Origin of the sequence: Pseudomonas sp. HY7a-MNA-CIBAN-0227, assembly GCF_040310325.1 — a bacterium.
In the GTDB taxonomy this organism is placed as follows: domain Bacteria; phylum Pseudomonadota; class Gammaproteobacteria; order Pseudomonadales; family Pseudomonadaceae; genus Aquipseudomonas.
The window spans coordinates 114,827-128,639 of sequence record NZ_JBEOPT010000011.1 but is presented as its reverse complement, the minus strand read 5'-3'; the positions used below and the strand labels follow the sequence as shown (position 1 = coordinate 128,639).

Genomic DNA, 13,813 nt, shown 5'->3' with positions numbered 1-13,813 from the left:
TAGTGCCTGATATCAGGGAGCGTCTTGCGCGCGTGCACGCAAAGAAATTTGCTTGACGTAGGCCTTGGGCGACAAGCCGGTGTGTTGGCGGAAACAGCTGTAGAAAGCCGACAGGGAATTGAAGCCGGCGGCAAAGGCCAACTCGTCGATACGAATCGGCGGTGTGGCTTTATCCAGGGTTGCCAGCAAATGCTGCAAACGCGCCTGGTTGACGTAGCGGTAAAAGCTCTGGCCCAGCACCTGGTTCAACAGATAGGAAATCTGGTTGCGGCTGTAGCCGCACTCCTTGGCCACCCGCTGCAGGTCCAGCTCGGGGTCGAGATAAGGTTGCTGGTGCTGGAAGTACTGCTGCAAATCGTTGGCCAGGTAGCTCAACTGTTGGGGCGATAAACCCAGCCGGCTGACTGTCGGGCGCATGGCCTGGTCGCGGGGCATGCTCGCGCGCAAGTACTCACGCAGCTCAGCAAACCCAACCACGCGGTTCTGGAAGAAGTCGTTGTATTGGATATCCGGGTGATAGTGCGCCATCACGCCATCCAGGTCCCGCCGTTTCCAGCACAGGTGATGACGCAGGACGATCTCGCCGGTGGCTTGCGTCTGTTGGTGGGTATCGTCCGGGACGGTGTCGGGCATACAACGCTCTAATGCAGGTAAAGCCTGGAGCTTGCCCAACGTTACAGGCGCCTTCAATGGCAAACGGGTGGTTCCGACTAATGGCCTTTTGCCTAAATTTTTGTGAAACATGACCTACGTCAAAATAATGGAAAACAACTGCCGAACGGGCACAAAAAACTGCCTCGGTGTTGCGAGTGAGTGCTATTTTTAACTCTCAATGGTCAGGACCATAGAAGGACCTGGCGCCCCTGTCGCGAGCTAAAGGAAGCGCTCAATGAACAAGGTGGGCAACATGAATAAAGTGACGTTCCCCAACGCCTGCCAGCTGATGCGCTGGCATTTTCACCCACTGGGCTTTGAAGGGAGTATGGACGCCCCGGCAAGCATGATCGCCCGTCTGTTCAACCGGGAAAGCGGCGAAACCCTGATCGCCATCGCCGGCCTGCCCTGCGCCACGGTAATGAATGCGGCGGATGTCGAGCGCATCATCGAAGCGATCGAGGACGAGTTGGAGTCGTTTGTGCCGTCGGCGTCTCTGCGGGCCTGAACTCCACCGATTTTTCAGGAGCGAGCAAGCTCGCTCCTATGCTTTTTATCCGCGCTGATCATCAAAAAACGGCTTGTCTCCAGCAACCCGATCCGATGCCTTGGGCACATTCGCCCCTTGGCCGTCCTGCCCCTCGACGTACCAATAGCAATGGCTCACCGCCCGGGTAATCCCGACATAGGCAAGGCGCAGCACCTCATCCTTTTGCGCGGTGTCATAGGCCTCCATATCGCCATCCTTGCCCAAACCCGCCATGCGATAGACCTGGTTCTTGTAAGGCGAACGGGTCAAATGCTGGCAATCCCCCAACAGGAAAACCGCATCTGCCTGCAATCCCTTGGCGCTGTGATAGGTCAGTTGCTTAAGCCGCCGCGCCGCTGGCGGCAAGCTAGAATCAAGATTAACTACAGACTGAATGTGCTCTTTAATCAATAACTTATCGCTACTTTTTCGATACAGCATTAATACAGAATCGCCCTTCTGATAGTGCGCCGATAGCTGCCTTGCCAGGCTGGCATCATCCCGCTCACGCACCGTTACTGGCACCAGTGGCTTGGGCGTGCCGCTGGCCTTGGCCTTCTTGCCACTGATGGCTGGCGCAGCTTTAACGATGTACTCGGCGGCATCGATGATGTGCTGATGGCTGCGGTAGTTTTCCCCCAGCATCACCCGCGTCGTACTGGGCGACGGAAATTCCTTGCTGAACTCCATGAAATACTTGGGCGAACTGCCGCGCCAGCCATAGATCGACTGCCAGTCGTCCCCCACACACAGCAACGAGGAGTGCTGGGCACCGCGGCCGACATGCATCGCAGGGCCGCGACTGCGAATTTCTCGCAGGCTGGCACGGACCCACGAGACGATCTGCGGCGAGACGTCCTGGAACTCGTCGATCATCAGGTGCGACATCGGCCGCAGCAGCCCGTCGCTGAGCAACTTGAGGTTTTCCGGGGTGTTTTCGCCAAACAGCGAGAACATCCGGTTATAGGTCATGACCGGCGGCGACTGGTCCAGCAGGTGGTCTTCCAGGGCTTTCCAGAAAACACTCAGGGCTTCGAAGAAGAAGCGATCCGGGTCGTCCTTGGCAAAACTCATCTGGCCTACGGCGGTGGGCACATCCAGGCCCAGGTTCTCGATAAACCCGGCGGCGGTGACAAAACTGTCCAGCAGCGGTGCCGATGCCAGTTCGCCCTTGACCTTGTAATCGAAGCCCGGGCCGGCAGTAGCATCCCCGGCAAGGCTGCTTAAAAGACGCTTTGATGATTCATAACTTTCAAGCCATATCAATGGCTTACGACAGAAAGCTTGAAACAGAGTGCGCTTCACCGCCCACTCCGCTCGTACCGACAACTTGGCGCCTGGACGGCTGACCTGGGCATTCTCCCGAGGATCGAAGCCCAGCACCACCCAGGCGTCCAACTCGGCAACGTAGCCATGGCAATGGAACTGCGCGCCGTTGATTTCAACCACTTGGCGATTCGGTTCAATACCCTTGATCGGCCAGGCGCCAGCCCGGAACCACAGGTCTTCAATCACATCGCACAGTTCTTCGTCGCGCTTGGCCGCCAGTTCCGTCACCGCCACGCGCTTTTGCACGTCGGGGTGGTCTCGCTCCAGTTCCTTGAGTTGCAGGGCATGGCGAGCCAGTGGTGCGATCAGCTCGCGAAAGCGCTCGTGTCTCCCGTAAAGCCCGTGATAGCAGGCGTTCAGCTGTTGACGCTGGGTGTCGTTGATGCGCAGTTCAAAGGGGTTGCTGTCTACCTCATCAAAACCCGCCTCTATGCGCGCATTGAGATTTTCAAACGCTTGCAGTCGCTCAAAGCCCGGCAGACTGCGAACCATCGGCAGGATGCGCGAGTGAAAGGTGCGCACCACCGCTTGGGCCTCTTTGATTCCAATGGCTTGGCCCCAAAGGCTGAGAACGTCCATGAGTTTGCTGATGAAGTCCTTGCGTGACTCACGGGTGAAGGTCACCACCGTCATTGAACTGAGCTCAAAGCCCAGGTAATGGGTCAACAGCAAGATACGCAACACCAGCGAGGTTGATTTACCCGCGCCCGCTCCGGCAATCACCGACGTGGACGGCGTATCGCTGAAAATCATCTTCCACTGGGCGAGGCTCGGCTGGGCGTGAGGCGGCAGTAATCGTGCAACGTCAGCCTTGATGCGTTTTTTCAGTTCCGCCGTCAGAGGCAGCCGCCAATCGTCGAACAGGCTGTCGTCGACGCCTGGAGCACGATGCTCGTCGGGGCGAAAGTCACGTATCAGCAAGACCTGCCGGCCTTCCTCGATGCCGTCGAGCTTGCCTTCCTGATAGCCGTACTCCACGCCCGCCGTGTGACCGCTGCGAAAGCCGTCTGCCTGACCGTGCAACCAGGAGAAGCGGTGCTGGGCGCGCAGGCGTGTCAGGCCGTGACCGAACAAGCGTGCGGCAAGGCGTTTCAACAGGGGCATTTCGGCCAGGGGCCGCAGTTCGGGAGGAAGATCGGGGGTGTGTTGCGGCACGCGGACTCCTGCGACGGCTTGATACGGACGGGAAGCCTATGGTCGCCGGAATCCGCTATCAGTTCTAGTCAATTGCTTTGTGCTCATGCAGTTAGGCGATGAAGTGAAGCTTCAGCCATAAGTCATAACCCGGTACAAACATCGAAATAATCGATCGAATTCAGGCACTTTTTACGCTTTTTATCGATTGTGAGTAGGTGGATGATTGCCGGTATCAACAGGAGACGATCATGCTTGAACTTCGACCTTTCAGCTCCCTGGGCGGCGCCAACCACGGTTGGCTCGATGCCCATCACCACTTTTCGTTCGCCGAGTACCATGACCCCGAGCGTATGCACTGGGGCAATCTGCGGGTGTGGAACGACGACATCATTGCCCCTGGCACCGGCTTCCCGAAACACCCTCACCGGGACATGGAAATCATCACCTATGTGCGTGAAGGCGCCATCAGCCACGAAGACAACCTGGGTAACCGCGGCCGCACCGAAGCCGGCGACGTGCAGGTAATGAGTGCAGGCACCGGCATCGCCCACAGCGAATACAACCAGGAAGCCACGCCCACCAAGATATTCCAGATATGGATCATCCCCAATGAGGCTGGCTCCCCGCCTTCCTGGGGTGCCAAGCCGTTTCCAAAGGGAAATCGCGAAGGATTTGTGACCTTGGCCAGCGGCAAGGCCGGCGACAGTGAAAGCCTGCGTATTCGTGCCGACGCTCGTCTGGTGGCGGCCAACCTGAAAGCCGGGGAAAGTGCCGAGTACCGGCTGGACAGCGGGCGCCGGGCGTATTTGGTGCCGGCTACCGGGATAATTGAAGTCAATGGCTTGCGTGCACACGCTCGGGACGGTGTCGCGGTTGAGGACGAGCAGGTGCTGCGGGTTACGGCGCTGGAGGACAGCGAGATTGTGTTGGTGGATCTGGCCTGATCGCCCCCTAGAACGCTATCAGCAACCTTAAGAACTGTGTAGATACCCATGCATATCACGGGCAAGCCTGGAACAGTCGCCGCAGGAATAGGTTATAGGTAAGATATCGGCCTTTCGCGCAGCCCTTTTCTGCGCCTTGCCGAAAATAAGTCGCCTCCATGCCTTTCGAACTCAGCGTTGACCTCACCACCCTGGCCATTTTGGTCGTTGTTGCTTTTGTCGCCGGTTTTATCGATGCCATTGCCGGGGGTGGCGGTCTGTTAACCACCCCCGCACTGCTCACTGCAGGCATGCCACCTCATATGGTGCTGGGCACCAACAAGTTGAGTTCGACCTTCGGCTCGGCCACCGCCAGCTTCACCTTCTACCGCCGCAAGCTGTTTCATCCACGCCAGTGGGTACACGCCATCGTCGGCACCTTGATCGGCGCCTTGGTTGGGGCCGTCGTTGCCCACTACCTGCCGGCCGAATGGCTGAACAAGATGTTGCCGGTGATTGTCTTCGGCTGCGGCGTGTACCTGTTGTTCGGCGGCACACCCAAGGCGCCGCTGGACGCTGATGCGCCGATCAAGAAGAAATGGCAGTCGACCCAGGGCTTCGGCCTGGGGTTCTACGATGGTGTGGCCGGGCCGGGTACGGGCGCGTTCTGGACCGTCAGCACCCTGCTGATGTATCCCGTTGACCTGGTGAAGGCCAGCGGCGTGGCCCGCAGCATGAACTTCGTCAGTAACGCGGCGGCCTTGTCGGTGTTTATCTTCAACGGCTCGGTGGACTGGGTTGTCGGCCTGAGCATGGGCTTCTCGGTGATGGTGGGCGCTTTCTTTGGCGCCCGCAGTGCCATCAGCGGCGGCGCCAAATTCATTCGCCCGGTGTTTATCACCGTGGTCCTGGGCCTTACCGTGCGCCTAGCCTGGCAGCACTGGTTCAGCGTGGCCTAAACGCTGGGCCAGGTAGAGGTCAATCAGGTAGCGGGCAATCGAGCGGGATGCTGGCAACGGCGGCAGCTCGCGGATGTTGAACCACTGCGCGTCCTCGATCTCATCGGCCTGGGGCACGATATCGCCACCCGCGTATTCGGCGTGAAACCCCAGCATCATCGAGTGCGGGAACGGCCAGCACTGACTGCCCACGTACTGGATATTCTTTACCTCTACCTGCACTTCTTCGCGCACTTCGCGGATCAGGCAGTCTTCGGCCGATTCCCCAGGCTCGGCGAACCCGGCCAGGGTGCTGTAGACGCCCGTGACGAAGCGCGGCGAACGGGCCAGCAGGATCTCGTCACCACGGGTCACCAATACGATCATGCTCGGCGAAATACGCGGGTAACTGCGCAGGTCGCAAGCCTGGCAATACATCGCCCGCTCATGTGGAACCTGGGCCATAGCCTGGCCGCAACTGCCGCAGAAGCGGTGTTCACGGGCCCATGTGCCGATTTGCGCGGCATAACCCAGGACTTTGTACAGGGTGTGGTCGCCTTGCAGCATAAAGGCGCGCAAGCCCTGCCAACTGCAGCCTTGCACGTCGCTGGGGCTGTTGAGTTCCAGCAGGTACACAGGCTCGCCATTCAGATGACCGATGCCGTGTTCGGCAAACACTGACAAATCCTGGCGCGTGAGCCATTCCCTGGGGAACAGCGGCCCGTTGTCATCGCGCAGGAAACCCTCGCGACTACGGGCTACGGCCCAGCCGCCAGGCGTGTCATTGTCCAGCAACGTTGTGGTAATCCAGCCTGGGGTCATGTTCAGTCAATCCACGAATTCGGGTTTCTGCTTGCTCATATGGGCCGCGATGGCCACGCGCAGGTCGTTCGATTGCAGCATAGCTGCGTTCCAGGTGGCAACGTATTCCAGGCCGTCATTGATGGTGTGATCACGCATATAGCTGATCATCGCCTTGGTGCCGGTCACGGCAATCGGCGATTTGGCGGCGATTTCCCGAGCAATGTCCATCACCCCGGCCAGCAGGCTCTGTTGATCGTTGTAGGTGCGATTGACCAGGCCAATACTGCGCGCTTCCTCGGCGCCGAAGGTGCGGCCGGTGTAGGCCAGTTCACGAAGCATGCCGTCGCCGATGATCCGTGGCAGACGTTGCAGGGTGCCGACGTCGGCAGCCATGCCGATGTCGATTTCCTTGATGGAAAATTGCACATCGTCGGCGGCGTAGCGCATATCGCAGGCGCTGATCAGATCGATGGCACCGCCAATGCAGTAGCCCTGAATCGCTGCCAGTACCGGCTTGCGGCAGTTGTCGACGGCGTTGAACGAGGCTTGCAGTTGCAGGATCTTGCGCCGCAGCAGGCGCGCGTTGCGGCCGACGTCCTTGCCAAACTCATTGGCCACCGAGGCCAGCATCATCAGGTCGATGCCGGAGGAAAAATGCTTGCCGGCACCGCTGAGCACCACCACGCGCACGGCGTCGGTGTCTTCGACCCATTGAAAAATGTCAATGATTTCGGTCCAGAACGCCGCGTTCATGGCGTTGATCTTCTCCGGACGGTTGATCTGCACATGGGCAATGTTGTCGTTGAGTTCGACAACAAAGGCTTGGTATTCGGACATGGCAGTGATCCTTGACTGGCGGCTGAGATAAGGGCCGAACTATAACAAGGCTGTGTGATGGGGGGTAAGGCTGTGCATCGGCCAAAAGCGGGACTACACAGTGGGTAACCACAACCTGAACCGCGCTCCGCCCAACGGCGATGCCTGGGCCCGCAACGTCCCACCCTGCGCTTCCAGCGCCCGCCTGCTGATTGCCAGCCCCAGCCCAAAACCACCGGTTGCACGGTCACGGCTGCGATCCAACCGGTAAAATGGCTCGAAGATTCGTTCGCGTTGATCTTCGGGAATACCTATGCCGTCGTCATCCACCCAGATTTCACAGCCCTTGGGACACACCTTGACCCCCACCTGAATTCGCTGCTCGCAATAGCGCATGGCATTACGCAGCAGGTTTTGCAGGGCGCGGGCGGTGAGGCGCGGGTCGAGGGTGAAGCGTTCTACGGCGCAATCGAGCGCCACATCAATGACGATCTCGGGGTTTTCCAGTTCATCGTCGACGCTGCCCAGGATGCTGTCGATAAACTCGTCGAGCACCACCTCCACCTGCTCCGGCAGGTGTGCCGGGTTTTGCAGTCGGCTGTAGGAAAGCAATTCCAGCACCAGTTCATCCAGTTCACGGATGTGTGCCACCAGGCCCTGCAAGCGCTCGCGGTTGGGGGCCGGCAAGTCATCGGAGAGCGCCAGCGCCAGGCCGAAGTCCAGGCGGGTGAGCGGTGTGCGCAGTTCGTGGGAGACCGCGTTGAGCAAGTCACGCTGCTGGTTGAGCAGGTGTTCGATGTCGCTGGCCATGGTGTCGAACACGGCGGCCAGGCTGCCGATGTTGGAACTGGGGGGGATCTGCGTGCGTTCACCGAGGTTGCCCTTGCCCAGTTGCGCCGCCGTCGTTTTCAGCCGCTCCAGGTCTCGCCAGTGCGGGCGCAGCCAGAACAGCAGGCAGGCCAGCAATGCTGCACCGATCAATACGTTCATGGTCCAGTACAACAGGTTCATGTCCAGCGGGTCTGGCGGGATGGTCAGTTTGACTGCCAACTGCTGGTTGAGCGGCGAGCTGATCTGCTCCATCCAGCCCCACTCCCCCAGGCGGATGACCGGTTTACCTTGCTCCAGCAACTGTTCTTCGGCCGGGGTATAGCTGGCGTCCTGGCGGTGCAGCAACTGCACTTTCAACGGCGCGAAGTCGCGCCCCAGCTGTTCGGTGACATGGGACCAGTGTTCTACCGGCACGGCGTGGTACTGCCTGACGATGAGGCTTTGCAAGCCCCGGGACTGCTCGATGTTGTAGCTCATGTAGCGGGTGTGGAAGACCTCGATGATGCCTTTTGGAATCAAGTAGATCGCCGCGCTATAGGTGACGATGGTCAGCAGGTAGAGGCGGATCAGAACCCGGAGCATGGTGTCAGCATTCCCACTCGGAGCGACTGAACAGATAGCCCTTGCCCCATACGGTCTTGATCTTGCGCGCTTCGCCGGCATGGTCGTCGAACTTGCGCCGCAGCTTGGAGATCGCCACGTCCACCGAGCGGTCGGTACCGTTGAACTCGATACCCCGCAGGCGTTGCAGGATCTGGTCGCGACTGAGCACTTCACCGGCGTGACGGGCCAGGACTACCAGCAGGTTGTATTCGCCGCTAGACAACTCCACGGCCTGATCGCGCCAGGTGACCGAACGCTCGGACAGGTCGATGCACAGGTTGCCCATCAGGATCTGGTCATTGGCAACTTGGGGCTCGGTGAGGCTGCTGCGGCGCAGCAGGGTGCGCACGCGGGCCAGCAACACCCGTGGCTCGCAGGGTTTGGTCACGTAGTCGTCGGCGCCCATTTCCAGGCCCAGGACCTGGTCGTGGCTGTCGTCGCGGGCGGTGAGCATCAGAATCGGCAAGCTCGCCGAGTCGGCCCGCAACAGGCGGCAGACTTGCAGGCCATCCAGGCCCGGCAGCATCAGGTCGAGGATCACCAGGTCCGGCGGATTGAGCCTGGCGCGCTCGCGCACGTGGTCGCCACGGCTGATGACGCTGACGTGATAGCCATTGCGTTCCAGGTAACTGGCAATCAGCTCGGAGAGTGCAGCGTCATCTTCGACCAGGAGGATGTTGGGCATTGAAGGTGTTTCCAGAGATTACGGTTTCTGTAGGAGCTGGCTTGCCTGCGATAGCATCACCGCGGTTTTTCAGATATACCGAGTCGCCTGCATCGCGGGCAAGCCCGACTCCCCAGGCTTGCTAGCCGTGAAGGATATACACCCACGCGCATCACGTGCATTGCACCTTACATTTCTTCACACACCACCTACACAGCTTCACAGCACTGTGGCGGAGGCGCCCGTAGGATGCGCCAGTCAATATTGGGATATAAGCATGTCGAAGAATCTGTTTGCGCCTTTTTGCCTGTTGGCACTGACACTGGCCTTGAGTGCTTGCGACAAGTCCGCAAGCAGCACCCCGCAAATGCCGTTGGCCAAGGTACGGATCGAAACCCTTGAAGCCAAGCCCCTGTCCATCACCAGCGAGCTGAGTGGTCGGATTGCCGCACCGCGCATTGCCGAAGTGCGCGCACGAGTCGCCGGCGTGGTGCTACAGCGGGTATTCAAGGAAGGCCATGACGTCAAACAGGGCGACGTGTTGTTCCGTATTGATCCGGCGCCATTCAAGGCCGATCTGGACAGCGCCCAGGCCAGCCTGCGCAAGGCCGAGGCCAACGCATTCCAGGCGCGCCTGCAAGAGCAGCGTTACAGCCAGTTGGTGGAAGGCAATGCCATCAGCGGCCAGGAATACGACAACGCTCGCGCTGCCGCCCGGCAAACCGCCGCCGATGTAGCCGCCAATCAGGCTGCGGTGCAGCGGGCCAAGTTGAACCTGGGTTACGCCACGGTTACCGCGCCGATTTCCGGACGCATTGGCCGCGCATTGGTGACCGAGGGCGCGCTGGTGGGCCAGAACGAAGCCACACCGATGGCCGTAATCCAGCAACTGGACCCGATCCACGCCGACCTCACCCAATCCACCCGCGAACTCAATGACCTGCGCCGCGCTTTCCGCGCCGGGCACTTGAAGCAGGTCGGCCAGGACCAGGCCAAGGCCACACTGATCGAGGATGACGGCAGCCTTTACCCGCTGCCGGGCGAGCTGCTGTTCGCGGAGATTTCCGTCGACCCAGGCACCGGCCAGATCATCCTGCGCAGCGAATTCCCCAACCCTGACCTGGACCTGTTGCCCGGCAGTTTCATACGTGTACGCCTGGAACAAGCCGTAGACCAGCAAGGCATCAGCGTGCCGCAACGGGCCATCACCCGCGACAGTGCCGGCATCGCCATGGTGTTGCTGCTGGACGACGAGCACAACGTCAGCCTGCAGCCGGTGGAACTGGGCTCAGTGATCAATGATCGCTGGATTGTCAGCAGCGGCCTCAAGCCCGGAGACCGCATCGTCGTTGAAGGCCTGCAACACGCCAAACCCGGCGAGAAAGTCCAGGTCGACGACAGCCCCGAGCCACTTGCCCACGCTTCTGGCCAGGCTTTTGACCAGTAAAGATTAGGGATAACAAATAATGCCGCAGTTCTTTATTGATCGCCCGATCTTCGCCTGGGTGGTCGCGCTGTTTATCCTGCTGGCTGGCGCCCTCGCCATCCCGCAGTTGCCGGTGGCCCAGTATCCCAACGTCGCACCGCCGCAAGTGGAGATCTACGCGGTGTACCCAGGCGCGTCCGCCCAGACCCTGGACGAAAGCGTGGTCAGCCTGATCGAGCAGGAGCTTAACGGCGCCGACCACCTGCTGTATTTCGAATCCCAGAGCAGCCTGGGCGCTGCCACCATCACCGCCACCTTCCAGCCGGGCACCGACCCGGAAATGGCCCAGGTGGATGTGCAAAACCGGCTCAAGGCCGTAGAGCCGCGCCTGCCGCAGGCGGTCACCCAACAAGGCTTGCAGGTGGAGAAAGTCTCCGCTGGTTTCCTGCTGCTGGTAACCCTGACCTCCAGCGACGGCAAGCTTGATGACGTGGCGCTCAGCGATTACCTCGCACGCAACGTAATGAACGAGCTCAAGCGCCTGGACGGCGTCGGCAAGGCCCAGTTATATGGCGCCGAGCGTGCCATGCGCATCTGGATCGACCCGCAGAAGCTGATCGGCTTCAACCTGACGCCCGCTGATGTCAACGCTGCGATTACCGCGCAAAACGCCCAGGTATCGGCGGGCAGCATCGGCGATTTGCCAGGCCCTGCAACCCAGGAAATTACCGCATCGATCCTGGTCAAGGGCCAGTTGTCGACGCCTGCCGAATTTGCCGACATTGTCCTCAAGGCCAATCCGGACGGCTCCACCGTGCGCATCGGCGATGTAGCGCGGGTCGAAATCGGCAGCCAGGAATATCAGTTCTCCACGCGCCTGAACGGCAAGCCGTCCACCGCCGTCAGCGTGCAGTTGTCGCCAGGGGCCAATGCCCTGAGCACCGCGACCCTGGTGCGGGCGAAGATGGATGAGCTGTCGCGCTACTTCCCAGCCAATGTGGAATACAAGATTCCCTACGACACCTCGCCATTTGTCAAAGTGTCCATCACCAAGGTGGTGTACACCCTGGGGGAAGCGATGTTGCTGGTGTTTGCGGTGATGTTCCTGTTCCTGCAAAACATCCGCTACACCCTGATCCCGACGCTGGTGGTGCCAATTGCGCTGATGGGCACCTTCGCCACCATGTTGTTGCTGGGCTTCTCGATCAATGTGCTGACCATGTTTGGCATGGTACTGGCCATCGGCATCCTGGTGGACGATGCCATTGTGGTGGTGGAGAACGTCGAGCGGATCATGGTCACCGAAGGCCTGTCGCCCAAGGAGGCGACGCGCAAGGCCATGGGCCAGATTACCGGCGCGATTGTCGGTATCACCCTGGTGCTGGTGGCGGTGTTCCTGCCAATGGCGTTCATGCCCGGCTCCGTAGGCGTCATTTACCAGCAGTTCTCGCTGTCCATGGCCACCTCTATCCTGTTCTCGGCGTTTCTGGCCCTGACCTTGACCCCGGCCCTGTGCGCCACCTTGCTCAAGCCGATTGCCAAGGGTGATCACCACGCCAAGGGCGGCTTCTTCGGCTGGTTCAACAAGCGCTTCGAACAACTGACCGACCGCTATGAAGGCTGGGTGGCCTATGCCGTCAAGCGCACAGGGCGTTATCTGTTGATTTACCTGGTGCTGCTGGTGGGCCTGGGACTGTTGTTCAGTCGCCTGCCCTCCTCCTTCTTGCCGGTGGAAGACCAGGGCTACACCATCACCGATATCCAGTTGCCGCCGGGGGCCAGCAAGAACCGCACGGTGCAGGTGGTCGAGCAGATCGAGGCGCACAACGCCAGTGAGCCGGGTGTCGGCGACACGACGATGATCATGGGCTTCAGCTTCTCCGGCTCCGGGCAGAACGCAGCGCTGGCGTTTACCACGTTGAAGGACTGGTCTGAGCGCAGCAGCGACGATTCCGCCGCCGCTATTGCCGACCGGGCGACTATGGCCTTTACCGAGCTCAAGGATGCGATTGCCTATTCGATCCTGCCGCCGCCGGTGGATGGTCTGGGCACCTCAAGTGGTTTTGAGTTCCGCTTGCAGGACCGTGGCGGCGTCGGCCATGCCGCACTGATGGCAGCACGTACCGAGTTGCTGGACACCGCCGAGAAAAGCCCGATCCTGGCCAATGTGCGCGAAAGCGCCCTGGCCGAAGCGCCTCAGGTACAACTGGAAGTAGACCGCAAGCGGGCCAATGCGCTGGGGGTTTCCTTTGCCGATGTGGGCAATATCCTGTCTTCGGCCATCGGCTCGGCCTATATCAACGACTTCCCCAACCAGGGCCGCATGCAGCGGGTGGTGGTGCAAGCCGAAGGCGATCAGCGCAGCCAGGTGGCTGACCTGATGAAGATCCATGTGCGCAACAACGCCGGGAAGATGGTGCCGCTGTCGGCCTTCGTCGAGGCCCGCTGGATTCAGGGGCCGGCGCAGTTAACCCGTTACAACGGCTACCCGGCCATTGCCATTTCTGGCGAAGCATCGCCTGGACACAGTACCGGCGAGGCCATGGAGGAAATCCAGCGGCTGGTGAGCCAATTACCGGCCGGCCTGGGCCAGGAGTGGACGGGGTTGTCGTTACAGGAACGGTTGTCCAGTTCCCAGGCACCACTGTTGCTAGGCCTGTCGCTGCTGATTGTTTTCCTGTGCCTGGCAGCGCTGTATGAAAGCTGGTCGATTCCGACTTCGGTGCTGCTGGTGGTGCCGTTGGGTGTGCTCGGTGCGGTGTTGGCGGTGAGCTTGCGCGGGATGCCCAATGACGTGTTCTTCAAGGTCGGGCTTATCACCATCATCGGTCTGTCGGCGAAAAACGCGATCCTGATCATCGAGTTCGCCAAGGACCTGTATGACCAGGGCGAAGACCTGATCGACGCCACCCTCAAGGCCGCGCGCCTGCGTCTACGGCCGATCATCATGACGTCCCTGGCGTTCATCCTCGGCGTGGTGCCGTTGGCCATCGCCACCGGCGCCAGTTCGGCAAGCCAACAAGCCATCGGCACCGGGGTGATTGGCGGGATGATTACCGCGACGCTCGCCGTGGTGTTCGTGCCGGTGTTCTTTGTGGTGGTGATGAGGTTGGTGCGCAAGCGCAGCGACAAGCCATAAGCTTCAAGCAGCAAGAAATC

At 60.2% G+C, this 13,813-nt stretch carries 11 protein-coding genes; 5 read left to right on the top strand and 6 right to left on the bottom strand.

Translation table 11 applies throughout. From position 1 onward, the window contains the following. Positions 1-12: 12 nt before the first annotated feature. The gene (locus AAEZ06_RS18950; protein ID WP_350615608.1) at positions 13-633 is read right to left on the bottom strand and encodes an AraC family transcriptional regulator; all 621 of its coding nucleotides are present in this window, start codon (positions 631-633) and stop codon (positions 13-15) included. Between the two features lie 256 nt (positions 634-889). On the opposite strand from AAEZ06_RS18950, the gene AAEZ06_RS18945 reads away from it, so the two are divergent. Beyond that, positions 890-1,162 carry a DUF1652 domain-containing protein gene (locus AAEZ06_RS18945; protein WP_149414210.1) on the top strand — a complete coding sequence of 91 codons (273 nt, stop codon included), beginning with the start codon at positions 890-892 and terminating at the stop codon, positions 1,160-1,162. 45 nt (positions 1,163-1,207) lie between these two features. On the opposite strand, the gene AAEZ06_RS18940 is transcribed toward AAEZ06_RS18945, so the two are convergent. Further along, positions 1,208-3,667 carry a UvrD-helicase domain-containing protein gene (locus AAEZ06_RS18940; protein WP_350615606.1) on the bottom strand — a complete coding sequence of 820 codons (2,460 nt, stop codon included), beginning with the start codon at positions 3,665-3,667 and terminating at the stop codon, positions 1,208-1,210. 230 nt (positions 3,668-3,897) lie between these two features. Between AAEZ06_RS18940 and AAEZ06_RS18935 the strand changes: the two genes are divergently transcribed. After that, positions 3,898-4,593 (top strand): pirin family protein, encoded by a 696-nt coding sequence (locus tag AAEZ06_RS18935; protein ID WP_149414212.1) that lies wholly within the window; start codon positions 3,898-3,900, stop codon positions 4,591-4,593. A 158-nt stretch (positions 4,594-4,751) separates the two neighbouring features. Then, positions 4,752-5,531 carry a TSUP family transporter gene (locus AAEZ06_RS18930; protein WP_149414213.1) on the top strand — a complete coding sequence of 260 codons (780 nt, stop codon included), beginning with the start codon at positions 4,752-4,754 and terminating at the stop codon, positions 5,529-5,531. Here the strand turns inward: AAEZ06_RS18930 and nudC are convergent. The 4 genes from nudC to AAEZ06_RS18910 all read right to left on the bottom strand — a co-directional run bounded on the left by nudC (position 5,499) and on the right by AAEZ06_RS18910 (position 9,249). Next, complete coding sequence (gene nudC, locus AAEZ06_RS18925; protein WP_149414214.1) at positions 5,499-6,332, bottom strand: NAD(+) diphosphatase; 834 nt, start codon at positions 6,330-6,332, stop codon at positions 5,499-5,501. The genes AAEZ06_RS18930 and nudC overlap by 33 nt on opposite strands. Before the next feature lie 6 nt (positions 6,333-6,338). Next, the gene (locus tag AAEZ06_RS18920; protein WP_149414215.1) at positions 6,339-7,151 is read right to left on the bottom strand and encodes a crotonase/enoyl-CoA hydratase family protein; all 813 of its coding nucleotides are present in this window, start codon (positions 7,149-7,151) and stop codon (positions 6,339-6,341) included. 93 nt (positions 7,152-7,244) lie between these two features. Continuing rightward, the gene (locus AAEZ06_RS18915; RefSeq protein ID WP_149414216.1) at positions 7,245-8,543 is read right to left on the bottom strand and encodes an ATP-binding protein; all 1,299 of its coding nucleotides are present in this window, start codon (positions 8,541-8,543) and stop codon (positions 7,245-7,247) included. A 4-nt stretch (positions 8,544-8,547) separates the two neighbouring features. Beyond that, on the bottom strand, positions 8,548-9,249 hold the full coding sequence (locus AAEZ06_RS18910) for a response regulator (RefSeq protein ID WP_133103285.1): 702 nt from the start codon (positions 9,247-9,249) through the stop codon (positions 8,548-8,550). A gap of 256 nt (positions 9,250-9,505) precedes the next feature. On the opposite strand from AAEZ06_RS18910, the gene AAEZ06_RS18905 reads away from it, so the two are divergent. Beyond that, the gene (locus AAEZ06_RS18905; RefSeq protein WP_149414217.1) at positions 9,506-10,675 is read left to right on the top strand and encodes an efflux RND transporter periplasmic adaptor subunit; all 1,170 of its coding nucleotides are present in this window, start codon (positions 9,506-9,508) and stop codon (positions 10,673-10,675) included. A 19-nt stretch (positions 10,676-10,694) separates the two neighbouring features. Further along, a complete protein-coding gene (locus tag AAEZ06_RS18900; RefSeq protein WP_350615601.1) occupies positions 10,695-13,793 on the top strand; it encodes a multidrug efflux RND transporter permease subunit in 3,099 nt (1,032 codons plus the stop codon). Positions 13,794-13,813: the final 20 nt, after the last annotated feature.